The sequence below is a fragment of the Sporosarcina siberiensis genome, assembly GCF_042681925.1.
Lineage (GTDB): Bacteria > Bacillota > Bacilli > Bacillales_A > Planococcaceae > Sporosarcina > Sporosarcina siberiensis.
The window spans coordinates 40,566-65,382 of sequence record NZ_JBHUGI010000025.1; the positions used below are offsets into that span (position 1 = coordinate 40,566).

Annotated in this window: 26 protein-coding genes; 3 read left to right on the top strand and 23 right to left on the bottom strand. The window is 36.8% G+C overall.

Features of this window, described 5'->3' with window-relative positions; translation table 11 throughout:
* Positions 1-4: 4 nt before the first annotated feature.
* The 9 genes from yycF to rpsF all read right to left on the bottom strand — a co-directional run bounded on the left by yycF (position 5) and on the right by rpsF (position 8,919).
* The gene (gene yycF / locus ACFSFY_RS09795; RefSeq protein ID WP_381537633.1) at positions 5-715 is read right to left on the bottom strand and encodes a response regulator YycF; all 711 of its coding nucleotides are present in this window, start codon (positions 713-715) and stop codon (positions 5-7) included.
* A 178-nt stretch (positions 716-893) separates the two neighbouring features.
* Positions 894-2,351: a peptidoglycan DD-metalloendopeptidase family protein gene (locus ACFSFY_RS09800; RefSeq protein ID WP_381537635.1), complete on the bottom strand. Its 1,458-nt coding sequence runs from the start codon at positions 2,349-2,351 to the stop codon at positions 894-896.
* 375 nt (positions 2,352-2,726) lie between these two features.
* Positions 2,727-4,079 carry a replicative DNA helicase gene (dnaB, locus tag ACFSFY_RS09805; RefSeq protein ID WP_381537637.1) on the bottom strand — a complete coding sequence of 451 codons (1,353 nt, stop codon included), beginning with the start codon at positions 4,077-4,079 and terminating at the stop codon, positions 2,727-2,729.
* A gap of 16 nt (positions 4,080-4,095) precedes the next feature.
* Positions 4,096-4,542 carry a 50S ribosomal protein L9 gene (gene rplI / locus ACFSFY_RS09810; protein WP_381537639.1) on the bottom strand — a complete coding sequence of 149 codons (447 nt, stop codon included), beginning with the start codon at positions 4,540-4,542 and terminating at the stop codon, positions 4,096-4,098.
* Between the two features lie 2 nt (positions 4,543-4,544).
* Positions 4,545-6,515, bottom strand: coding sequence for a DHH family phosphoesterase (locus tag ACFSFY_RS09815; protein ID WP_381537641.1), 1,971 nt, complete (start codon positions 6,513-6,515; stop codon positions 4,545-4,547).
* Positions 6,516-6,529: 14 nt separating this feature from the next.
* Positions 6,530-7,474, bottom strand: a complete 945-nt coding sequence (locus tag ACFSFY_RS09820) for a YybS family protein (protein WP_381537643.1) — start codon at positions 7,472-7,474, stop codon at positions 6,530-6,532.
* A gap of 236 nt (positions 7,475-7,710) precedes the next feature.
* Complete coding sequence (gene rpsR, locus ACFSFY_RS09825; RefSeq protein WP_381537645.1) at positions 7,711-7,947, bottom strand: 30S ribosomal protein S18; 237 nt, start codon at positions 7,945-7,947, stop codon at positions 7,711-7,713.
* Between the two features lie 108 nt (positions 7,948-8,055).
* A complete protein-coding gene (gene ssb, locus ACFSFY_RS09830; RefSeq protein WP_381537647.1) occupies positions 8,056-8,571 on the bottom strand; it encodes a single-stranded DNA-binding protein in 516 nt (171 codons plus the stop codon).
* Between the two features lie 60 nt (positions 8,572-8,631).
* Entirely contained in the window at positions 8,632-8,919 is a 288-nt protein-coding gene (rpsF, locus tag ACFSFY_RS09835; RefSeq protein WP_381537649.1) for a 30S ribosomal protein S6, read from the bottom strand.
* A gap of 149 nt (positions 8,920-9,068) precedes the next feature.
* Between rpsF and ACFSFY_RS09840 the strand changes: the two genes are divergently transcribed.
* Positions 9,069-9,638 (top strand): DUF3267 domain-containing protein, encoded by a 570-nt coding sequence (locus ACFSFY_RS09840; protein ID WP_381537651.1) that lies wholly within the window; start codon positions 9,069-9,071, stop codon positions 9,636-9,638.
* Positions 9,639-9,677: 39 nt separating this feature from the next.
* Here ACFSFY_RS09840 and ychF read toward each other — a convergent pair whose 3' ends face one another.
* From ychF to ACFSFY_RS09855, 3 genes are all read right to left on the bottom strand, one after another.
* On the bottom strand, positions 9,678-10,778 hold the full coding sequence (ychF, locus tag ACFSFY_RS09845; protein WP_381537653.1) for a redox-regulated ATPase YchF: 1,101 nt from the start codon (positions 10,776-10,778) through the stop codon (positions 9,678-9,680).
* A 210-nt stretch (positions 10,779-10,988) separates the two neighbouring features.
* The gene (locus tag ACFSFY_RS09850) at positions 10,989-11,186 is read right to left on the bottom strand and encodes a DUF951 domain-containing protein (protein WP_381537655.1); all 198 of its coding nucleotides are present in this window, start codon (positions 11,184-11,186) and stop codon (positions 10,989-10,991) included.
* The gene (locus tag ACFSFY_RS09855; protein WP_381537657.1) at positions 11,183-12,085 is read right to left on the bottom strand and encodes a mechanosensitive ion channel family protein; all 903 of its coding nucleotides are present in this window, start codon (positions 12,083-12,085) and stop codon (positions 11,183-11,185) included. The genes ACFSFY_RS09850 and ACFSFY_RS09855 overlap by 4 nt, the downstream gene beginning before the upstream one ends.
* A 72-nt stretch (positions 12,086-12,157) precedes the next feature.
* Here ACFSFY_RS09855 and yyaC point away from each other — a divergent pair, with 72 nt between their 5' ends.
* Positions 12,158-12,766 carry a spore protease YyaC gene (gene yyaC, locus ACFSFY_RS09860; protein ID WP_381537659.1) on the top strand — a complete coding sequence of 203 codons (609 nt, stop codon included), beginning with the start codon at positions 12,158-12,160 and terminating at the stop codon, positions 12,764-12,766.
* Here yyaC and ACFSFY_RS09865 read toward each other — a convergent pair.
* From ACFSFY_RS09865 to rpmH, 11 genes are all read right to left on the bottom strand, one after another.
* Positions 12,710-13,414: a DUF554 domain-containing protein gene (locus ACFSFY_RS09865; RefSeq protein WP_381537661.1), complete on the bottom strand. Its 705-nt coding sequence runs from the start codon at positions 13,412-13,414 to the stop codon at positions 12,710-12,712. The genes yyaC and ACFSFY_RS09865 overlap by 57 nt on opposite strands.
* A gap of 60 nt (positions 13,415-13,474) precedes the next feature.
* Entirely contained in the window at positions 13,475-14,314 is an 840-nt protein-coding gene (locus tag ACFSFY_RS09870) for a ParB/RepB/Spo0J family partition protein (protein WP_381537664.1), read from the bottom strand.
* A complete protein-coding gene (locus ACFSFY_RS09875; protein WP_381537705.1) occupies positions 14,307-15,068 on the bottom strand; it encodes a ParA family protein in 762 nt (253 codons plus the stop codon). The genes ACFSFY_RS09870 and ACFSFY_RS09875 overlap by 8 nt, the downstream gene beginning before the upstream one ends.
* 341 nt (positions 15,069-15,409) lie before the next feature.
* The gene (gene noc / locus ACFSFY_RS09880) at positions 15,410-16,282 is read right to left on the bottom strand and encodes a nucleoid occlusion protein (RefSeq protein WP_381537666.1); all 873 of its coding nucleotides are present in this window, start codon (positions 16,280-16,282) and stop codon (positions 15,410-15,412) included.
* Between the two features lie 94 nt (positions 16,283-16,376).
* Positions 16,377-17,093: a 16S rRNA (guanine(527)-N(7))-methyltransferase RsmG gene (gene rsmG / locus ACFSFY_RS09885; protein WP_381537668.1), complete on the bottom strand. Its 717-nt coding sequence runs from the start codon at positions 17,091-17,093 to the stop codon at positions 16,377-16,379.
* 89 nt (positions 17,094-17,182) lie between these two features.
* Positions 17,183-19,072 (bottom strand): tRNA uridine-5-carboxymethylaminomethyl(34) synthesis enzyme MnmG, encoded by a 1,890-nt coding sequence (mnmG, locus tag ACFSFY_RS09890; RefSeq protein ID WP_381537671.1) that lies wholly within the window; start codon positions 19,070-19,072, stop codon positions 17,183-17,185.
* A gap of 30 nt (positions 19,073-19,102) precedes the next feature.
* Positions 19,103-20,488, bottom strand: a complete 1,386-nt coding sequence (gene mnmE, locus ACFSFY_RS09895) for a tRNA uridine-5-carboxymethylaminomethyl(34) synthesis GTPase MnmE (RefSeq protein WP_381537673.1) — start codon at positions 20,486-20,488, stop codon at positions 19,103-19,105.
* A gap of 199 nt (positions 20,489-20,687) precedes the next feature.
* Entirely contained in the window at positions 20,688-21,476 is a 789-nt protein-coding gene (gene jag / locus ACFSFY_RS09900; protein ID WP_381537675.1) for an RNA-binding cell elongation regulator Jag/EloR, read from the bottom strand.
* The gene (gene yidC / locus ACFSFY_RS09905) at positions 21,473-22,243 is read right to left on the bottom strand and encodes a membrane protein insertase YidC (RefSeq protein WP_381537677.1); all 771 of its coding nucleotides are present in this window, start codon (positions 22,241-22,243) and stop codon (positions 21,473-21,475) included. Before yidC ends, jag begins: the two co-directional genes overlap by 4 nt.
* A 141-nt stretch (positions 22,244-22,384) precedes the next feature.
* Positions 22,385-22,735, bottom strand: coding sequence for a ribonuclease P protein component (gene rnpA, locus ACFSFY_RS09910; protein ID WP_381537679.1), 351 nt, complete (start codon positions 22,733-22,735; stop codon positions 22,385-22,387).
* 60 nt (positions 22,736-22,795) lie between these two features.
* Positions 22,796-22,930: a 50S ribosomal protein L34 gene (rpmH, locus tag ACFSFY_RS09915; RefSeq protein WP_269051528.1), complete on the bottom strand. Its 135-nt coding sequence runs from the start codon at positions 22,928-22,930 to the stop codon at positions 22,796-22,798.
* A gap of 514 nt (positions 22,931-23,444) precedes the next feature.
* On the opposite strand from rpmH, the gene dnaA reads away from it, so the two are divergent.
* On the top strand, positions 23,445-24,794 hold the full coding sequence (gene dnaA, locus ACFSFY_RS09920) for a chromosomal replication initiator protein DnaA (protein ID WP_381537682.1): 1,350 nt from the start codon (positions 23,445-23,447) through the stop codon (positions 24,792-24,794).
* Positions 24,795-24,817: the final 23 nt, after the last annotated feature.

Here is a 24,817-nt window from a genome sequence, read left to right on the forward strand (position 1 = left end):
CTTTCTACTCCTGCTCTGGATCACGTAAATAATAACCGACACCACGTCTGGTCACAATCCATCCTGGATGACTTGGATTATCTTCTATTTTTTCACGTAATCGTCTAATTGTTACATCTACTGTTCGAACATCACCAAAATAATCATAACCCCAAACAGTTTGTAATAAGTGTTCCCGTGTCATTACTTGGCCTATGTGTTTAGAAAGATAGTGAAGGAGTTCGAATTCACGATGTGTCAGTTCAATTGTCTTATCTCTTTTTAAAACAAGATAGGCATCCGGCTGAATAGTAAGATGACCAATCGTAATATCATTCGTTTCATTTTCCTCATCTTCTGAAACAATTTTCATATGTCTGCGTAAGTTCGCCTTAACACGAGCGATCAGTTCTCGAGTGCCAAACGGTTTTGTTACATAATCATCTGCACCTAGTTCAAGTCCTAATACTTTATCGATTTCAGAGTCTTTCGCTGTCAGCATTATGATTGGGAAATCATACTTCTTTCGAACTTCCCGACAAACTTCCATACCGTCCCTTTTGGGCAGCATTATATCTAAAAGCATAAGGTCCGGTTTTACTTCTTCTACTTTTTTAAGTGCTTCTTCGCCATCATATGCACAATAGACAATAAAGCCTTCTTTTTTTAAATTAAACTCAAGAATGTCTGCGATGGGTTTTTCATCATCGACGACAAGAATAGTTTTATTTTGCATGAAAAATCCTCCTCAAGTCATTTTATATTCTGCATGTGTTCTTTTTACTCTATCACTCTTTTATAGGATCCGCACTTATAAAAGAATTATTTCCTAGGATATTTCCTGGGGAATCTATAGTATTCTTTAAGGATAAAAAAAGAATGGTGCATAGTTTTTCGCACCATTCTACTGCTATTTATCGTAAAACAGTTAAAGGATTCACAAGCGAGCCATTTTTCCTTACTTCAAAATGAAGATGAATTCCTGTAGAACGTCCAGTCGTACCCATCACACCTAAATTCGTGCCTTGTGGAACAACTTGTCCTACTTTAACATTAATGGAGGATAAGTGAGCATAAAGAGTCTCATAACCGTTGTTATGGTTAATAATCACTTTATTTCCGTAAGTACTATCCCACCCAGCAAATTTAACGACTCCGTTATCAGAGGCTTTAATGGCAAATGAGGACGGACGAGCGATGTCAATTCCATCATGAGATCGACCCCACCTATGCCCCATTTGGCTCGAAACATATCCGCCCACAGCAGGCCATAGAAAAGTTCCCACACCTCTGGAAGGTGTTACTTTTGTTCCAACGATAGTGATTTGGTCTTTTGCTTCTATAAGTACATTTTCATCAATGACTGATTTCCCAATAACTTGACCATTTTTCTTACGGATGAGTTCTGTAATTTCCTGCTCACCGTCAGAACCTTCTTGTTTTAATTTTGTATCACCTTTATAGCTTGAATTATCTTCTTCTGTGACGAGTTGATGTTTAATTGGTTGTACACTTTTAGTTTCGTAATGTACTTCTATTTCCAAGAACGGCTCAACAGCAGTAATATTCAATTCTTCACCAATATTAAGTATTGTTTCTGGTGTAAGTCCTGGGTTAATTTCCAATAGTTTAGCTGTTGGCATATTGTGATCACTTGCTATTTTACCGATATGATCTCCAGCTTGAATACTATATTTCTTTTCTTCTAGTGTACCTTTATTAAGATACGTGATTGCATCATTCACGGTCATAATTTCCTCAGGCTTTACTTGTCCTTTCTTCATATCTATATCTGCACTCATAATAATATTCGCTAAACGTGTTTCATTTTCTTTTAATGGTGGTATAGAAGTACTGGATTGTTTTTGAGCCTCATATGCGCTGAGTTCTTCTTCCGTAACTTCTTGTAATTTTAGCTTTCGAATTACTTCATCGTAATCCGACACGTTATTTAGATTGAGTACCAGCTCATTGTCGACATATAAACCAATTGCATCCGCTTGTACAGACAAAAGTTCAGATAATTCATCTAAAACCAGAGCATCATCAGTACCCGCAGTGAAAACACGTTCCTGAACTACTGTAATAGCTGTTCCAATTGTAAGAGACTGATCAACGTATTTGGAAGATGCCTCTTTTAACATTTCCTTTTCCATTTGTTCAATTTTTGATTCATCCGATAAAACACCTATGTAGTTTCCATCGGAATAAACATGAAATACAGTTTGTAAACTTTCGTTTGCCAAACCACTCTTCAAAGTAAAACTAACAAGTAAAATCGATATGAAGAGAACTTTATAAAGTTGCTTGAACGAAGATTTCCTGCCATTCAAAGAACTATTAGATTTATCATTTATAAGTTTTGTTATCATACTGCTAAATTCCTCCCGTATCTTTACATCAGAAGACAAACATTTGTCTATTTGAATCCGAATAAATTTCACGCCTCTCTAATCTAACATATACTACTCTACTGTTGTTGCATTCAAGTCATTTGTAACAAGAATGTATAATAGCATCCATATATTCTTAATTAATTACATATTATTGAATTTAATAGCTACTAAAATCACACTGGAATAGTCTGTGAATTTATATTTCGACCTATTTCTACATAATACGACCGTTTTTGAATGTCATTTTTGTCATATTACCGAATCCTGTGGCGTCGATTTTGGTAGAAACAACAAAAAAGGATGTTGTTCGAACCCATACAATCGGGTCGAACAACATCCTTTTTATTTTTATTAATAAGCCGGAGATTCGTGTTGACTCCAGTCGACATTCACAAACTTGTTATACTCCTTTGCAAATGCAAGTTTTACCGTACCTGTTGGACCGTTACGTTGTTTAGCTATAATGATCTCAATCATATTCTCATCTTCTGTTTCTTTATCATAATAGTCTTCGCGATAAAGAAAGGAAACAATATCAGCATCTTGCTCAATACTCCCAGATTCTCTTAAGTCAGACATCATCGGGCGTTTGTCCTGTCGTTGTTCAACACCACGTGACAACTGTGATAAAGCAATAACAGGAATTTGAAGCTCTCTTGCAAGTCCCTTTAAGGAACGCGAGATTTCAGATACTTCTTGTTGTCGGTTCTCACCAGATCCAGCACTACCGGAAAGTAACTGTAAGTAATCTATAATAACCATACCCAATCCGTGTTCCTGTTGAAGACGACGACATTTCGAACGAATTTCACTGACCCGTAGCCCAGAAGAATCATCAATAAATATTCCGGCATTTGAAAGATTACCCATAGCCATCGTTAGTTTACGCCAATCTTCTGTCTGTAATGCTCCTGTTCGAAGTACCTGGCTATCAATATTACCTTCTGCACAGAGCATACGCATAACGAGTTGCTCTGCACCCATTTCCAAGCTAAATATTGCAACGTTTTCAGTTGTTTTAGTCGCTACATTTTGAGCGACATTCAGTGCGAATGCAGTTTTACCAACAGAAGGACGTGCAGCAACAATAATAAGGTCATTGCGTTGAAATCCTGCCGTAAGTCGATCTAAATCACGAAAGCCTGAAGGAATACCAGTAACGTCACCTGTTTGTGTATGAAGCAGTTCAATATTATCATATGTGCTTACAAGAACTTCCTTAATATGTTTAAAGTCTCCAGCATTTTTACGGTTTGCAACTTCCATCATTTTTTTCTCAGCTTCTGATAAAAGTGCTTCCACTTCATCTTCACGTGTATAACCGTCTTCGACAATTGTCGTTGCAACTCGAATAAGACGTCGCAGTAATGCCTTCTCTTCGACTATATTTGAATAATGAAGAATGTTTGCCGCTGTTGGTACTGAATTGGCAATCTCAGTTAAATAAGAGATTCCGCCAACATCTTCTAATTCTTTTTTAGCAGACAATTCTTCAGTGACAGTAACAACATCTATCGCTTGTCCTTTATCACTTAACTTAATCATCGTGTTAAAAATCTTCTGATGTGCCATTCTATAAAAGTCTTCAGGTATAAGAACTTCTGCTGCAGTAATGAGCGCTTGCGGTTCTAGGAAGATTGCTCCGATAACCGACTGCTCCGCTTCGTTATTATGAGGTGGGACACGATCGATCATCTGATTCATCAATAAGTCTCCCTTTTTATTCTTCTGTCACATGTACTTTAAGTGTAGCAGTTACATCAGGATGTATTTTAACCGGAATATTAGTGTGTCCAAGTGCTCGAATAGGCTCAGGAAGTTCCATTTTTCGACGATCAATTTTAATTGCATCTTTTTCAAGTAATTCATCAGCAATTTGTTTTGCAGTGATTGAACCAAATAGACGGCCGCCTTCACCTGATTTTGTTTTCATTTCTACAGTTACTTTTTCAATTTGTTCTTTTAAAACTTTAGCTTCTTCAAGCTCTTCAGCTGCATTTTTTTCAACCCGCTTTTGTTGTCCTTCAAGTCTACTTAAGTTTGCAGGTGTAGCCTCAATCGCAACATTGTTTTTAAATAAAAAGTTTTGTGCATATCCTACTGATACTTCCTTAACTTCACCTTTTAGTCCTTTTCCCTTAACGTCTTTTAAAAAGATTACTTTCATTATTAATTTCCCCCTTCTATTTTTGCTTCTATAACGGATTTTAAAATTACTTCTGCTTCTGCTATAGTCTCAACGTCCAACTGACAGGCCGCATTTGTTAAATGGCCACCACCGCCAAGTTCTTCCATTACTAGTTGAACATTTAGTTCACCTAATGATCTGGCACTGATACCTATTTTACCATCAGCCCTTTCAGCAATCACAAACGAGGCTGTTACATCTTTCATTGTCAATAGAATATCTGCTGTTTGTGCAATAAGAACCGAGTTGTAAACTGTGTGATCAGCACCTTTAGCAATTGCGACCCCTTCTTCCGTTAACTCAACGGTTTCAATAATCTTTGCTCGTTTCACATAAGTGTCTATGTCTTCTTTTAATAGCCTTTGGACAAGAATGGTATCTGCACCATTTGTTCGAAGGTACGAAGCAGCTTCAAACGTTCTAGCCCCTGTACGGAGTGTAAAACTTTTTGTGTCAACAATAATTCCAGCTAATAGAGTGGTCGCTTCAAGCATTGTTAGTTTTTCATGCTTTGGTTGATATTCGAGAAGTTCTGTTACAAGCTCGGCTGTTGATGAGGCATACGGCTCCATATAAACCAACATTGAGTTATTGATAAATTCTTCCCCGCGTCTATGGTGATCGATCACGACTACTTTCTCCGATTTATCTAGAAGTCGATCATCTGCTACCAAGCTCGGTTTATGCGTATCCACGACAATGACTAGTGATCTTTCCGTGATTAACGGCAACGCAACTTCAGGTTCTATGAACTTGCTGTATAAATCCGTATCTTGCTTAATTTCGTGCATAAGCCTAGATACACTTCCGTCCAACTCATCATAGTTTACAACGATATATCCTTCGACACCATTCAATTTCGCCATTTTTCGAACACCAATTGCTGCTCCAATGGAATCCATATCGGGCATTTTATGACCCATGATAAATACCTTATCACTACTTTTGATTAAATCACGTAATGCATGTGAAATCACTCGAGCGCGTACTCTCGTCCTTTTTTCAACAGGATTCGTTTTACCGCCATAAAACTTAACTTTTCCATCCGGTTGCTTGATTGCTACTTGGTCTCCACCACGTCCAAGTACTAGGTCAAGACTGGATTGAGCCAATTCCCCAAGTTCATTAAGTGATGTCGACCCCATCCCGACTCCTATACTAAGTGTCAATGCAGTGCTTTGATTTGCTTTTGTTTCTCGAATATCATCTAAAATAGAAAATCTTGTTTTTTCTAAGTTGGTTAAAATTTCTTCGTTAAATACAGCTAAAAATCGGTCTGAAGCAATTCGTTTAACAAAAATGCCATTTTCAGTTCCCCATTTATTAATATGCGAGGTGACAAGGGAGTTGAGTTGACTTCTTGTTTGATCGTCCATCGCTTGTGCCAACTCATCGTAATTATCAATGAGAATAATTGCAATAACTGTACGATCCGCAAAATATAACTTTTTCATTCCTACTCTTTCTGTAATATCGAATAAATAAATAAGTTTTTCTTCAGTTTTATAAACTACCTTGAAAGTTCGATCTCCTACTTTTAAACTCTCCGTTTCAAGATCTTCACCATTTACGATTGAATGGAATTGTTCAGTTAAACTAAACAACTCTTCACCTATAAGAGATTCCGATTCAAATATCTTAGATACATAAGGATTTACCCATTCTATTATATTCTTCTCGTTTATAAGAATAATCCCAATAGGTAATTGTAGAAGGGCTTCTTCACCCACCTTTTTCATTCGAAACGAAAGAGTTTCAATATGTTTTTCAGTTTCAACATATGTTTGTTCTTCAATTCTCCATGCAAACCCTAAAGCGATCACAAACAATACAAAGAATATCAACGCAGCCCAGAAATTCGTCATAAATAACAGAACTGCGGCTAAAACACCTAGAAAAGACAATACTGACAATGGATACCGTATTGCCCTTTTTCTAAAAAAAGAAGTCATTGTTGTCACCTCCTTTATTTCGTTTTATCTTTCTTAATCCAAGTTCTAATCCCAATTCCAGAATCTAATATACCGATTATTATTGTAATTGGGTGTAGTATCAATGCAAAAATTGTTGCTATAAACGCCAACCACCTCGGCAATTTCTTTTCATTCATAAAGTAATGGATGAATGAAATTCCTTGTAAGAAAAATAAAAATCTCAGAACTATAGATGCATTTACGTATATTAAATTTGCGTTTGACCCTTGTTCCATCTCAAATAGAAATCCCGCAAGCAATACAAGTAAGTAGTACCATACTGTAATCATCGGTAACTTCATTTCTCGAAACGGAGGAAACTTCACAACGTTGTTTCCAAGCCTTTGGACTGCATGCATGTTAAGTGATACAAATATAAAGGCAAAACTAAATACACCGATAATAAATACTGAAGGGATTGCCGCTTGGTAAAATGCAATTGAAGCATCAAGTTGCTCTTTAAAATTCGCGGGAAGTTCGCCTCCGTATGTTTCAAAAAAGGCTAATACATCCTGACGTGCAACTTGCATAATTCTCATTATCTCTTCTATAAAGTTAAACTTTAAAAACAACACTGCTCCTACATACATAATGACAGATATTATTAAAATCGTCAGGCCTGAAGCCATAAATGTATATAACTTTGTCTTTCTTAACTTTATTGTGTCACCAATAACGATCCCCAAAATCCCGAAGACTACTGCAAATGGTACTAAGTAAATACCTCCAATTAATAGAGATAAAACAATTCCAGTAAACATTATTAGAATTGAAGATGCTCTGTCGTTTCTAATTCGATAAAGTATAAGTGGTAATGGTATATAAAACATCGTTATAGTACCAAGTACTGGTATATAAAACGAAATCGCAAGTAAAATCGCGAAAAATGCAATCATCATGGCACCATAAGTAATTTTTTTTGCGTTATCCTCCTGCATACTATTGATTCCTCCGGTTACTCGTTAGATGTCTAACTAATTGATCTAGTCAAGTGTATGACTATGGATTTAAGCTATATGAATAGAACTTTTATTATATCATGTTTGACGCTTATAAACCAAAATCAGAACGTATGTACTTAAAGGTTTTCTATGGCTTTCTTTTATATAAATAATAAAAAATCGCCTTCCCGCCGGATAATCCGGAACGGCAAGGCGATTTGTATAAGGTTGTCTTATCTCTCTTCAGAACTAAACGGAAGAAGAGCCATAATACGTGAACGTTTGATAGCTAGTGTTAGTTTACGTTGGTATTTCGCACTAGTACCTGTTACACGACGAGGTAAGATCTTTCCACGTTCAGAAACGAATTTCTTAAGTAGGTCAGTATCTTTATAATCGATGTGTGTGATGTTATTGGAATTGAAGTAACAGACTTTACGGCGTCTTTTACCTCCACGACGTGGTGCCATATTGTTTTCCTCCTAACTATAAAGTACGATTAAATTTAATCGACTCGGTTTTTTTGATAATTACTATACCTAGTTTAAATTAGTAAATTCATACTGATTACAATAGTGTTAGAACGGCAGGTCGTCGTCCGATACTGTTACCGGACCTCCACCTGGCGAAAACGGATCATCGTCAGTACGGGTATAGTTTTGATTATTCGACTGCTGAGTTTGTTGATTTGACTGTTGATAGCTTGGTTGCTGATTTTGTTGAGAACCAGAGGATGATGCTCCTTGAGAAGATCCAGACCTGTCAGAATTCGCACTTCTTGGTTCAAGAAACTGAGTGCTGTCTGCTACGACTTCTGTCGTGTAGACGCGCTTTCCATCTTGTCCATCATAGCTACCCGTTTGTATACGGCCATCTACTCCAGCAAGACTTCCTTTTCTTAAAAAGTTTGCGACGTTCTCGGCTTGTTTTCTCCAAGCTATACAACTAATAAAATCAGCTTCTCTTTCGCCTTGGGCATTTTGAAAAGTACGATTTACTGCTAATGTGAAACGAGTAACAGCAATACCAGTTTGTGTATACTTGAGTTCAGGGTCTTTCGTCAGTCGGCCAACTAAAACGACACGGTTAATCATCAGAATTCAACCTCCCTCATCATAATTACAGGTAAATCCTGTAATTCGAGATTTCATAGCTTATGCGTCTAAACGTACAGCCATATGACGAATGATTTCTTCGTTAATATTAGCTAGACGTGTAAATTCTTCAAGTGCTTTTGAACCTGAGTTCATCGTTACGAGTTGGTAAAAACCTTCGCGTAGATCGTCGATTTCGTATGCTAAACGGCGTTTGCCCCACTCTTTCGACTCGATGATTTCCGCACCATTTGAAGTAAGTACTTCGTTAAAACGTTCAATCAAAGCTTTTTTAGCTTCATCTTCAACCGTTGGGCGGATAATGTACATAATTTCATATTTTCTCATCTTTAGTCACCTCCTTATGGACTTGGGCCCTGCTGATGACAGCGGGCAAGGAGTAAGTAAAAAATTATTACTCACATCAGTATATTATATCATGCAGTTTCAATGAAATCAAGTCTTTTCTTGTATACTAAAAGAAAGAGGTGAATATATTGAGTGGTTTTCCAGAACCAGACGAAGTGATCGAAATTGATTTACCAAAAGTAGCTAAGCACGGATTGTATATTACAGCGTTTTCACTTGTTCTTTTGCTAGCTATACACTTCATACTGGAAAAAGCAATTTACTTTTTCACAGATATTATTTCTATTTTACTTCTAATAGTCGGCTATGTTTTACTCATTGTTTTGCATGAGTTTTTTCATCTTCTCGGATTTCGGGTGTTTGCCCACGTACCCTGGAAGAGAATGGTTGTTGGGGTGAATCTAAAATTAGGCATAGCATATGCAACTACAGACAAACTTATGACGAATAAAGCAATAAGAAAAGCCCTACTACTTCCTTTTTGGATGACAGGTATTATTCCTGCAATAATCGGGCTTTATCAAGGAGAACTTGTTCTAATCATTCTAGCAGCACTTCTTATTGGAGGAGCCGCTGGTGATTTCGAAATGTATCGTAAATTAAAAAGATTACCCAATGATTGGCTTATTAAAGATGATCCAAAATTACCAAAACTTTATGTCTTCGCACCGGAACGTATCGAAAAAGAAGTTAAATAAAAAAGAAGTTACCCTTCAATAATGCAGGGTAACTTCTTTTTATACGTTAAATCGGAACAATAGAACATCGCCATCTTTTACAATGTATTCTTTTCCTTCTAATCGAACCTTACCTGCCTCTTTAGCTGCAGTCATTGAACCTGCTTCAACTAAATCGTCATATGCTACTGTTTCCGCCCGGATGAAACCTCGTTCGAAGTCCGTATGAATAATTGCGGCACACTGTGGAGCTTTCATTCCTTTACGGAACGTCCACGCTCGCACTTCTTGTACCCCCGCAGTAAAGTAGGTTGCAAACCCAAGTAAAGAGTACGTAGCTTTTATGAGTTGATCTAATCCAGACTCTTTAATTCCAAGTTCTTCTAAGAACATCTTTTTGTCTTCATCATCCAATTCGGCCATTTCTTCTTCGATTTTTGCACAAACTACAATTACTTGAGCATTGTCTATTTTCGCAAAATCACGAACCTGTTGTACAAGTTCATTTTCATCTGTATCTGCAATTTCATCTTCAGCGACATTTGCTACATAAAGCATCGGCTTAATTGTTAATAAATTCATGCCGTTTGCTATCTTCAATTCATCCTCAGTGAAATCAATTGAACGAGCTGGCCTTTCATCTTCAAACGCTTCTTTTAATTTAATAAGGATAGGCTCTTCAATCATAGCTTCCTTTTCTTTTTGCTTAACCATTTTCACTACCCGTGCTAATCGTTTTTCAACGCTTTCCATATCCGCTAGGATAAGTTCAAGATTAATAATTTCTATATCATTAATTGGATTTACTTTACCTGCAACATGTGTAATGTTTTCGTCAACGAAGCAACGAACAACTTGACAAATTGCATCAACTTCTCTTATGTGAGAAAGAAATTTATTTCCAAGACCTTCGCCTTTACTCGCACCTTCAACAATTCCGGCGATATCTGTAAATTCAAATGCGGTTGGTACTGTTTTCTTCGGTGTGACCAATTCTGTTAACTTATCGAGTCTTTCGTCTGGTACCTCAACAATTCCTACGTTTGGATCAATCGTACAGAACGGATAGTTTGCAGCTTCCGCCCCCGCCTTTGTAATTGCGTTAAATAATGTAGATTTCCCTACGTTGGGAAGTCCAACGATTCCAGCTGTTAATGCCATTATACTCCACTACCTTTCATCCATATCAGTGATGTTTCTACTTGCTCTTTATTCTTTATAATCATTCAGCCCGTGTTAAGACACTGCCAAAAATAGCTCACTACATTTATCCCCTGATGGGAGTTTTCATTAATTACACATAAAGTAATTATTAATCTGATTGCAACTCTTTTATTATAGTGATAACTGCGGTAAAAGTCTATTTTACCTTCAAGAATCGGTTCTCAGAAGTACCTTTTTCATTTTCTTTGCAAATTGATTACGCGGAATCATAACGCTGTGACCACAACCTTCGCATTTTATTCGAATGTCTGCACCCATACGAATGATTTTCCACGCGTTTGTTCCACAAGGATGTTGCTTTTTCATTTCAACAATGTCATTTAACATGAATTCTTTAACATTCATTCCTGCTCACCCCGTTCTTCCTTATGATATACAACCATTTTTGGATAAGGAATTTCGATGCCGTGTTGATCTAAAAATAATTTTAAATCTTTGCGGAATATTCTAGCAAAGGCCCACTGCATAACTGGTTCTGTTTGTGCAGTTACACCGAATACAATTTCAGATGCCGCCAAATCCTGAACACCTATTAATGTTGGTTGAGCAATGAGTCCGCCGTAACCAATCGGTAGACTCTTTAGAAACTCTTCAATAAGGTCTTCTGCACGTTGGATATCTATATCGTAACCAATGCGTACATCGATAATAGCTAATGAATTGTTGATTGAATAATTGATGACCTCAGCAATATTTCCGTTCGGGATGATGTGAATCTCCCCACCATATGCACTTAGCTTAGTTGTGCGAAGTCCTATTTCTTCTACAGTACCTAAAGCTGTGCCGATCATAACATAATCTCCTACTGAGAACTGGTCTTCAAAAATGATGAAAAACCCTGAGATTACATCCTTCACCAAACTCTGAGCACCGAACCCGATAGCCAGACCAAGAACCCCTGCACCCGCTAGTAATCCGCTTATATCTATAAACTCAGCAAGAATAGCAAGGATGGCTGCAAAATATATTATATAGGAAACGGCATTTTCTAATAACTTAACTAACGTTTTTTCACGTCGCTCTGTTGGCCGTAAGCGTGATTTTAATTTCAGAGAGAACACTCTTCTAATAACTGATTTCAAAACAGATACGATAATAAAGGATATTAAAATGATAAAAACAATCTTAATGGAAGTAAACCCTACTTTAACCCAGGTTTCCTCATTAAATATTAATTTTTTAACTACATCCAAAACACTTTTAATATTTGATGTTGCTTCTACTACCTCTTCTTTTAAAGCCATTGCTATCCCCTTTCGTATAATTAAGTCTGTTTTTGCATATACTTCTAAAATAATAACGAATGGAGTTTTGTCATGAGAGCAACCACTATATCTACTTATGATTATCGAATTCATTTCGAAGAATCAGGGGCAATTTGGAAGTTAAGTTCAGTGTTTCTCGAACATCTTCCCTTTAACTCTTCTGATTTAACTTTCTTTTGCATCGGTACGGATCGTTCTACCGGCGACTCATTAGGACCTCTTACCGGGTCACGACTTACGGAATCACATATATTCCCTTTTCCCGTATTCGGTACCTTGGAAAACCCACTACATGCACTTAACTTACAAGTAAAGTTTGACGAGACAATTGCAATGAAACCTAATTCTTATATCGTTGCCATCGATGCCTGTCTTGGAAAATCTAGTTCGATTGGACAACTACTAATTCACAATGGCCCTCTTCAACCTGGTAAAGCAGTTGGTAAAGAGCTACCCGCAGTTGGTAATATCTCCATTAAAGGAATTGTAAATATTGCTGGATTCATGGAACACGCTGTACTACAGAGCACAAGATTGCATCTTCCCTTTGAAATGAGTCGAACACTTTCTCGAGCATTGTTACTTGCATACAACCGTTCTAAATCAGAATGCATAGACAATCGTTACAACAACAGCTACTACAAAAATACCGGGAATTAGGTTTGCTACCCTTATCTTTGTCAATCCAATCAAATTTAAACCAATTGCAATAATCATTAATCCGCCAGTTGCAGTCATTTCAGAAATAAAAAACTCTAATAATCCATCTGGAATAAATCGGCTTATTTGTGTTGAAAATAACGTAATAATAGATTGATATAAAAGTACAGGAATTGCTGCAAACGCAACTCCTATACCCAGTGTTGAGCTTAAAATGATTGCAGTAAAGCCATCAATTATTCCTTTCATCACAAGAACATCGTGATCATTTCTAAGCCCACTATCAATTGCTCCAATTATCGCCATAGATCCTACAGCGAAAATGAGTGTTGCTGTTACAAATCCTTGGGCGACTCCCGGTCCATTGTTACGATTAGGCAACTTACTTTCCATCCATACACCTAATTTATTTATTCTACCATCCAAATTCCCAAGTTCTCCAAGAACAGCTCCTAAGACAATGCTAATAATTACGATAAGAATTTGTGTACTTTCAAATGTCATTTGTATTCCTATTACAGTAACGGCTAACCCAATTCCATACATTACTGTTTCTTTCATACGTTCAGGAATATTATGTAGAAATCGACCAATTATAGCTCCAATTATTATTAAAATAACATTAACTACCGTTCCAAATAAAATCAACCAACCACATCCATTTTATAAATAATACCCATTTTGCAATTGTGCAAAATAGGTATCGATTCAGTCATTCAATAATTCTAGTATTCGTTCTAAATCTTCTTCAGAGAAGAATTCAATTTCAATCTTACCTTTATCTTTCCTCTTCGTAATCTTAACGCTAGTCCCGAAATAGTCACGTAGATTAGATTCCTGTTCCACAATAAATACATCCTTTTTAACTTCTGGAATTGTTTCACGTGGAACATCTTCATTCATTTTTTGGACGAGTCGCTCTAATTGACGAACATTGAGACCTTCTCTTAATACTCTTTCTGCTACCAATGAAATCTGTTCTTTTTTTCGAATTCCGAGTAAGGTTCGCCCGTGCCCCATTGATAATTTACTATCCATAATATATGATCGAACCTTTTTTGGAAGCGAGAGTAATCGAACGTGATTTGCAATATGTGATCTGCTTTTACCCAAACGAAATGCAAGCTGTTCTTGTGTAAGTTTCAAGTTTTCCATAAGATTCTGATAAGCTTCTGCTTCTTCAATTGGAGTAAGATCTTCCCTTTGAAGATTTTCAAGAATAGCAAGTTCCATAGTTTCTTCGTCTGTAAGATTACGAACGACTGCTGGAACTTCCTGAAGTCCGGCAAGCTTTGCTGCTCGATATCTTCTTTCACCTACAACAATTTCATAGGACATTCCTTTTTTTCGAAGAATAATAGGTTGAAGAATACCATGTTCTTTAATTGAATCGCTTAACTCAGCAATTGTTTTTTCATCGAATACTTTGCGTGGTTGAAACGGGTTCGCTTTTATACTTTTTACATTAACTTGTTCAACAGACTCTGCTTTAATAAGAGACTCACCAGGAAATAAAGCATTTACACCTTTGCCAAGACCTTTAGCCATTGCGCACCACTTCCTTTGCCAACTCTAAGTATACTTCTGCTCCGCGTGATTTAGGGTCATAAATAATAATTGGTTCCCCGTGACTTGGTGCTTCACTCAACCGAACGTTTCTCGGGATAATAGCTTTATAAACTTTATCTTGGAAATACTTTTTTACTTCTTCTATTACTTGGATACCTAAATTCGTCCGTGCATCAAACATCGTTAATAAAACACCATCAATCATTAAGTCCTCGTTTAAATGTTTTTGGACAAGTCTAATTGTACTTAACAACTGGCTAAGTCCTTCAAGTGCATAATATTCGCATTGTACTGGAATCAGTATTGCATCAGAAGCAGTCAACGCATTAATGGTAAGCAATCCAAGAGAAGGTGGGCAATCGATGATAATATAATCATACATTTCCTTCGCTTCCTGAATTGCATGTTTCATTCGTACTTCTCTTGAAATCGTTGATACCAACTCAATTTCTGCACCCGCCAATGAAATTGTTGCTGGAATAATATCTAAGTTTGGAACTTTAGTTGATAAAATTACCTCTTTTATATTAACATCATCAATTAGAATATCGTAAATACATTGTTGAACATCGCCTTTATTAATACCCACACCACTGGTTGCATTACCTTGTGGATCAGTGTCTATTAAAAGTACTTTTTTGCCGATATGAGCAAGGCAAGCACTTAAGTTTACAGATGTCGTTGTCTTGCCGACGCCACCCTTCTGGTTGGCAATCGCTATTATTCTACCCACGCTTGCACCTGCTTTCCTACTTTTAAAATATAATTTCATACCTTATTCTCTGTTTTGCAAACTACACTTGTCATTCCTTCAAAGGTAGCTATTCACAATGACCAATACTAACTAAAAAAGAAGTATAATTTTCAATTAGCAGCTTTGATAATATTGTGAAACATTTATAACCCATTGGTGTTTGCATTATGTAGTACATTCCTACGGCGACGATTAAAGAAGTTCATATGAAATCTCTAGCTAGAAAAAGAAATCAATCGTTTTAACGAACAATGTTCAATATTTGATGTGAGATAAACCTACAGATAAAAACTCTTGCCAATAATGATGCAAGAGTTTCCTTACTTTTTCTTCGGAATTCTTACTGTGATTGTATAAAAGTCTTCAGAGTCTTCTTCTTCGGTAACCAAATCTATTCCGCTTTTACTTACAAGTGCGAATGACTGTCGTATCGTATTAACTGCAATACGAACATCCCTACTAACTGATTTTCTTTTAGGGACTTGTTTTTTCGCTTCTTTTTCTTTTGGATTTAAAACTTCTTGAACTCTAACTTCCAACTGCTTAACATTCATTTGATTTTCTACAGCTTCTTTATATATCGAGATTTGCAAATCAGCTTCTTTTAGTGGTATAAGTGCCCTTGCGTGTCTCTCAGATAATTCTTTCGTCATTATTGCAGTTTTTATTTCTTCAGGTAATTTTAATAACCTTAATTTATTTGCAATAGTTGATTGACCTTTTCCCAATCTTTGAGCTAAAGCTTCCTGCGTTAAAGAATGAAGTTCTAATAATTTTTCATAAGCAAAAGCTTCCTCAATAGCGGTTAATTCCTCACGTTGTAAGTTTTCAATGAGTGCAACAGATGCCGTTTCTTTATCATCTAAATTTCGTATGATAGCCGGAACTTCCGACCAACCCAATGTCTTTATCGCGCGATATCTACGTTCTCCTGCAATTATCTCAAACTGACCTTCGCCAATTTCACGAACAACAATTGGTTGAATCACACCGTGTGTATGAATTGTTCTAGCTAACTCTTCGATCTTTTCTTCAGAAAAAATGGATCTAGGTTGATATTTATTAGGTTTTATTGAGTCAATCTTTACTTGAACGATTTTTTCAGAATGGTTCTCTGACGTTATTTCTGAATCATCACTTTTCTCTTCACCTTTATCTCCACTACCAAAAAAACGTGAAAACGGACTTTTCAATCAAGGCACCACCTTTTCAAAACTACTCCATACTTTAATTAGTTCGGGATACTTATAGAATATCCTCTTTAATTATTGTTCCACGTGAAACATTTCAACTAATCGGAGACTTATTTGGGATCCCCGGTTTACGCGGATATTTTTTTGGAGAGCTTTTAGTTTTATTAAAAATAAAGATATGTCTATCACTATTCTCTTCCGGTAATTTGAACGAATGCTCTTCTTTAAGTGTTACACCAAGAATTGAAAGCGACTTTTCAGCATCTACTAATTCGTCTTCTGCCGCAGCACCTTTCATAGATACAAACATACCACCATTTTTAACAAGTGGTACACAAAGTTCAGCAAGAACTGATAAACGTGCTACCGCTCTTGCAGTAACAATATCAAACTTCTCCCGATATACAGGGTTTTGTCCAAAATCTTCTGCTCTTGCATGAACAAAGTGAACGTTTTCAAGTTTTAATTGATCTGCTAAGTTCTCCAGGAAACTGATTCTTTTGTTTAATGAATCTACGATGGTTACTTCTAGATTTGGAAAGCAAATCTTAAGAGGTATGCTCGGAAATCCAGCTCCAGCCCCTACATCACATATTGTTTTTCTTTCGTTTAAGTTTATAAAAAATCCAGCTGTAATCGAATCATAAAAATGTTTTAAATACACAGATGGTTTATCTGTTATTGCCGTTAAATTCATTTTCTCGTTCCATTCGACGAGCAATTCATAGTACGAATGGAATTGAATTTTTTGGTTGGAATCCAACTCGATTCCCTTCTCTTTAAGTGCTTCAAAGAATTGTTCCTCGTTCATCAACTTCCCCCCTAATTAATAAAAGTACATAACTATTAAAGTTAATAAAAAACCGACATGGATAGCAAATCCACATCGGCCTAACCAATTCAGCCTGAGATTTTAGCGATTCTTCCATGTTCGATATAAACAAGAAGAATAGATATATCAGCCGGATTAACACCAGGCATGCGTGAAGCTTGAGCAATCGATAACGGCCTAACTTCGTTGAGTATTGCTCTCGCTTCATTAGCGATTCCTGAAATAGCTTCATAATCAATATTATCAGGAATCTTCTTGTTTTCCATTTTTTTCATTCGATCAACTTGTTGCATCGATTTTGCGATATATCCTTCGTACTTTATTGAAATTTCAACTTGTTCTTGAACAGCTTCTGACAGTTCTTCAGATAAAGGTATCATTTTCGCAATCTGACTGTAGTTTATTTCCGGTCGCTTCAAGAGATCTGCGGCTTTCATTGGTTCTCTTAATTCAGTCCCAATCGTTTCACGCATAACTTCATGAACATGTTCGCTTGGCTTTATCGTTACTTTACGTAATCGTTTCACTTCATCTTCTATTTGTTGTTTTTTAAATTGATAGGAAGCAAAACGTTTTTCATCGATTAGCCCAAGATTGAATCCAATCTCAGTTAATCTAAGGTCTGCGTTATCATGACGAAGTAATAATCGATATTCTGCACGTGATGTTAATAGTCTATAAGGTTCGCTCGTACCTTTTGTAACCAAATCATCGATTAATACGCCGATATATGCTTCAGAACGGCTAAGTATAGATTCTTCTTTTCCAAGAGCTCGAGCAGCAGCATTAATACCTGCCATCAATCCTTGTGCAGCAGCTTCTTCATAGCCAGAAGTACCGTTAAGTTGTCCAGCAGTATAAAGATTACGTATTTTCTTTGTTTCTAATGTTGGCCAAAGTTGTGTAGGAATGATCGAATCATATTCAATAGCATACCCTGCACGCATCATTTCTGCATTCTCAAGTCCAGGAACGCTTTCTATAAGTCGTCTTTGTACATGTTCAGGTAAACTTGTTGATAATCCTTGAACATAGACTTCTTGTGTATTTCGTCCTTCAGGCTCTAGAAATATTTGGTGACGTGATTTGTCAGCAAATCGGACAATCTTGTCTTCAATAGAAGGACAGTATCGCGGTCCTTTACCTTGAATTACTCCAGAATACATTGGCGATAAATGAATGTTTTCATTGATAATTTCATGCGTTGTTGCTGTTGTATATGTTAACCAACAAGGTAATTGATCGGTAATATACTCAGTCGTTTCAAAACTAAACGCTCGAGGGATATCGTCACCTGGTTGGATTTCAGTTTTACTATAATCGATTGTACGACTATTTACACGCGGAGGTGTTCCTGTCTTAAATCGCACCATTTCAAAACCAAGTTTACTAATATTTTCCGCGAGTTTAATGGAAGGCATCTGATTGTTCGGACCACTTGAATATTTCAAATCACCAATAATAACTTCTCCACGTAAAAAGGTACCTGTTGTTACAATAACTGTTTTTGCACGATAAATTGCACCGACTTGTGTAATTAAACCTTTGATTTCGTTCTCTTCTACGATTAGTTCCTCAACAACTCCTTGACGAAGCGTTAAGTTATCTTGTTCTTCAAGAAGACGTTTCATTTCCTGTTGGTAAAGTACCTTATCTGCTTGTGCACGAAGTGCTCGAACAGCTGGACCTTTACCCGTGTTTAACATTCTCATTTGAATATGGGTCTTATCGATTACTTTCCCCATTGCCCCACCCAGGGCATCTATTTCACGTACGACAATCCCTTTAGCGGGACCGCCAAGTGAAGGATTACATGGCATAAAAGCTACCATATCAATATTCATAGTTAGTACAAGTGTGGAGGCTCCCATTTTAGCGGCGGATAAAGCTGCTTCAGCACCTGCATGGCCGGCTCCGATTACTATACAATCGAACGTGCCTGCTTCAAATTGTGGCATGTTCTATTCCTACCTTCTATCTTTTGATTTTTATTTTCCGAGGCAAAAACGTGAAAACAATTCGTTTAATAAACTTTCTTGGACAGTGTCTCCGATTATCTCACCGAGTATTTCCCAAGTTCGTGTAACATCTATTAGTATCATATCAATCGGAACCCCTAATTCAGCTGCACCAAGTGCTTCATCGATAGTTGCACGAGCTTGATGAAGAAGTGCTATATGTCTTGCATTTGAAACATATGTTAAGTCATTCGATTCGAGATTTCCTTCGAAAAAGAGTTCTGCAATGGCTTCTTCAAGCTCTGTTACTCCCTCATCGATTAGAAGTGACGTAGTAACAACTTTATCTACACCTGTAAGTTCTAATACTCTTTGCATATTAATCTTTTGCGGTAGATCCGTTTTATTAATAACAACGATTAAATCCATTCCAGATACTGCTTCAAACAGCCGCTCATCTTCTACTAAAAGCTCTTCCGAACCATTCAAAACAAGCAATATCAAATCTGCTTCTTTCAATACTTTCCTGGATCTTTCAACACCGATTCGTTCCACAATATCTTCTGTTTCGCGAATACCCGCAGTATCTACGAGACGTAATGGTACACCTCTAATATTTACGTATTCCTCTATTATATCACGCGTTGTTCCTGCTATCTCGGTAACAATTGCCTTATTCTCTTGTACAAGACTGTTTAAAAGTGAGGATTTACCTACGTTTGGTCGACCTATAATAACTGTAGAAAGTCCTTCACGAAGAATTTTCCCTTGTGATGAGGTTAGTAATAACTTGTCGATTTCTTCTCTGACCCACATAGACTTCTCTATCATAAGTGGAACAGTCATTTCCTCAACATCATCATATTCAGGATAATCTATTTTCACTTCGACCTCTGCAAGTGTTTCTACAAGAGCAAGTCGGAGCTCGCCAATTAGTCTAGATAGCTTACCTTCCATCTGATTAAGCGCAACGTCCATTGCTCGATCTGTTTTTGCACGTATTAAGTCCATAACTGCTTCGGCTTGAGACAAATCGATTCTACCGTTTAGAAAAGCACGCTTTGTAAATTCGCCTGGTTCTGCAAGACGAGCGCCTTCTCTAAGAAGTAAACCAAGTACTCGATTCACAGCCACAATTCCTCCGTGACAGTTTATCTCAACAACATCTTCTCGTGTAAAAGTTTTTGGCGCCTTCATAACAGATGCCATTACTTCCTCAACAATCTCTTTCGTGTTTGGATCTATAAGATTTCCATAATGGATTGTATGTGAATCTACTTTTGCTAAACTTTTGCCTCCCGGTGAATGAAAAATAGTATCTGCTATTTGGATAGCTTCATCCCCACTTAGTCTGACAATTGCGATTGCCCCTTCACCCATAGGGGTAGAAATAGCGGCTATTGTATCAAATTGCATTTTTTCACCTTCCTGGCATACGTTATTCACATGTTGACAACATGTTTCGGACATGACTATCTAACATAATATATTATCACAAATATGCATTTTCTCATAGTACAACAAACGCAAATATGTGGATAATTCATCAACCTTCAATTTTTTAGACAAAAAATCCCCACATAGAAGTAATCACTTCGTTGTGGGGAATATCTTTTTATCGAATTGGTTCGATTGTTAAATATCTGTATGGATCGGATCCTTCTGAAAAAGTTTCAATATCCAGTCGATTAGATAAAGCATTATGAATTACTTTTCTTTCATAAGAAGGCATTGGTTCGAGTTGAACTTTTCGTCCAGAACGTACTGCTTTGTCCGCCATTCGCTCCGCAAGTTGTTCTAAAGATTGTTCCCTGCGATCTCGATAATCACCAACGTCAATCCGAACCACTTTAAACTGAGAAGCATACTTATTAGTAACAAGCTGTGATAACTGTTGTAATGCATTCAGTGTTTGTCCTCTTTTACCTATTAAAAGTGCTGCTTTTTTACTTTCAAGTTGAAAGGTTACATACTTTCCATCGACTTGAGATGTAATTTGAAAATCATTTATACCCATTCCTTCAGATATTTGCTTCAAATAGTTTTCTGTTTCTATAATCGCATTTTTGTCAGAAGGTTGTTCTGCAAGATCATCTTCATGCTTCTCAGAAGGAAGAATCGCATGATCTTCTAGTTCCTCACTCGTATTTGTCAAAGGTGATAGAACTTCGGGATTTTTACTTTTTGGTGCTGATTCAGTTGCATCTTCTAGAGCTGGAGAAATTCCAATTACTTCTGTGACGGTTACGGTTACTTCAGCTTCTTTTGCACCGAAACCGAGAAATCCTTTTTTCCCTTTATCGATCACTTCGACTTTCACTTGCTCACGCATTACGCCGAGTGTTTTTAATGCTGCTGAGATCGCCTCTTCAATATTGGCTCCCCTTCGCGTCAACTTTTTCATTTTCTTTTCCCTCCTACTTTTATAGGCTCCACTTCTACTTTCTTATATGGTTTGTAGATAAAGAAGTTTTGAATGATCGAAATAAAGTTACCAATTACCCAATAAAGTGCAAGTGCCGCTGGTAAAAATGTTCCGAAAATCATAATCATGAACGGCATGATGTACATCATAATTTTCATTTGTGGATTGTCCATTGCAGGTCCAGTACGAAGTACAACAAATTGCATAAGACCAGCAATTATTCCAAGTGTAATACTCGGAACTCCAAGTTCGAACCAAAGGAACTTACCAATTACAATTTCGGGTGTACTATTCATACGACTAATTGCATGATAAAAACCAATTAATATCGGCATTTGAATAATTACTGGTAGACAACCCGCCGCAGGATTAATTTTCTTTTCAGACATAATCTTTTGCATCTCTGTACGATACTTTTCCTGTGTAACAGCATCTTTAGATTTATACTTTTCTTTAAGAGCTTTTAGCTCTGGCTGAATTTCTTGCATCTTTTTAGAACTTTGTGTTTGTTTAATCATTAATGGTAATAAAACAAGTCGAATAATTATTGTAACTGCAACAATTCCATATCCGTATGTACCAAGCAAGTCTTTAAACACCGTTATAAGGGATACTAATGGCCAAACAATGTATTCATTCCAAAATCCTGAACTGTCAGCATAAATTGGATTGTTGAATTCCGAACAACCCGCAAGAAATACAGACAATGCCGTTAACATGAGAATGAGCCATAACTTCTTCTTCAAATTGTTTCCCCCAAATCTACTCTTCTATAGTAAGACCATTTTATGGTCCGCTTAAATATGAGTGCAAATATTAGATTCTAATAAGCTGTATCCACTAAATTTACTTGCTTCTTCAATCTTAACATTTTCATATGCAGCATTCTACTTAAATTCTTTCTTTAAAACACGCGCGATACGCAGAACATGTTGCAAACTTTTCTTTGTTTCATGAAAATCAATTTTGGCTGCCTGATGACGGGCAATGATCACATAATCCATATTATTTTGAAGACTTTCATTCATTTCAAGAAATGCCTGTCTTATGTATCTTTTAATTCGATTCCTTGTAACAGCATTTCCTACCTTTTTACTAACAGATAGACCTATTCGAAAGGTGTCTTGACTTTCTTTTCTATAACAATAAACGACAAATTGTCGATTAGCAAAGGACTTACCGTTTTTAAAAACAGTTTGGAACTCTTCATCTTTTTTTATTCGCTGGCGTTTGTTCATTATATACACCTGCTCCAATTTAATTATAAAGAAAAAAAGACCACTGAGGGTTCAGTGGCCTTATGCTGATAGCACTTTTCTTCCTTTGCGCCGACGAGCTGCAAGAATTCTGCGCCCGCTTTTCGTGCTCATTCTAGCACGGAAGCCGTGGACTTTACTACGTTTACGTGTATTTGGTTGGAATGTACGTTTCATCTGTTAAGACACCTCCTGCATGATTGTCGGTTTAATTCCCCTGACAGTCTTGAATAGTATATACGTTTTCTTAGTCAAATGTCAACCTTTATTTATTGATTCCTTTTTCCATCATTATAGTTACTATTTATTCCTTGATTCTTCAAAGCGAAGTTATCCACATTAAGATTTTATTTCGTGGAGCAGCTTGGTTATATTATTTTTAAGATTATTTTAATCCACAGGGCTTATCTACAATCTTTTCACATGCTAAGCCTTGTGGATAAAAGGTTTGTCCACATCTGCGGACCTTGTGGATAAGTCGGCATAGTCCTTGTATTCATGGAACTTCCCTGTTACAATTAATTAGAATTTGCTTGTGCGTATATTTAACAGTAAATTATCTATCCACAGTTGTTAATACATTGTGGATAGATTTTTCAACACATTTGCATAACAGTTACCCACATATGAGAAAACTGTGTATAATACATATCTTCTCGCACTTTATTTTATATGTAAAGGAGACACAGTATTGGAACACTTAGAAGATTTATGGATTAAGGTCTTAGAAAAAGTCGAACAGAAAATTTCAAGGCCTAGTTTTGAAACTTGGCTAAAATCAACGAAGTTGATGTCCTATGGTGAAGAAGAAGTTACAATTGCGGCACCCAACTCCTTCGCAAAGGATTGGCTTGAAAATCATTATATACATCTGATTACCGGAATCTTATCCGAATTAACGGGCGAAGATCGCCTTATTCAATTCGTTGTACCAAAAGAGATGGAAGAAATTGATTTTGTATTGCCAAAACCAGCCGTTAAGACTTTAGAGAAATCTCGAACACGTACAATTCCGGGAATGCTTAACCCAAAATATACTTTTGATACATTTGTAATTGGCTCTGGTAATCGCTTTGCTCATGCAGCATCACTTGCAGTTGCAGAAGCACCAGCTAAAGCATACAATCCACTATTCATCTATGGTGGCGTCGGTTTGGGAAAAACTCACTTAATGCACGCCATTGGCCACTATGTAATGGATCAAGATCCAAACGCAAAAGTTGTGTATTTAACATCTGAAAAGTTTACAAACGAATTCATCAATTCGATTAGAGATAACAAAGCGGTCGAATTCCGTAATCGGTACCGCAATGTAGATGTGCTCTTAATAGATGATATTCAATTTCTAGCTGGAAAAGAACAAACACAAGAAGAGTTTTTCCATACATTCAATACACTCCACGAAGAAGCTAAACAAATCGTCATTTCCAGTGATCGCCCTCCAAGAGAGATTCCTACACTTGAAGATAGGCTTAGATCTAGATTTGAATGGGGACTCATTACAGATATCACTCCGCCTGATTTAGAAACTCGAATTGCTATTTTACGTAAGAAAGCTAAAGCGGATGGGCTTATTGATATCCCTAATGAGGTTATGATGTACATTGCAAACCAAATAGATTCAAACATTCGTGAATTAGAAGGTGCACTAATACGTGTCGTTGCTTATTCCTCCCTAGTTAATAATGATATTACAATGGAGCTTGCTGCTGATGCATTGAAAGATATCATTCCGAATGCAAGACCAAGAACAGTTACAATACTTGATATACAAAAAAAGGTTGGAGAACATTTCAATATGAGGCTAGAAGACTTTTCGGCAAAAAAAAGAACACGCTTAGTTGCCTTTCCTCGTCAAATTGCTATGTATTTATCAAGAGAACTGACCGATTTCTCTTTGCCTAAAATTGGATCTGAATTTGGTGGTCGCGATCATTCAACTGTTATTCATGCTCACGATAAAATTGCAACGATGTTGAAAAATGACGAATCTTTACAACAAGATGTTAAAGACATTAAAAGTTCTTTGGGTAGAGGGTGATCTGTTGATAACCCATAACAAGT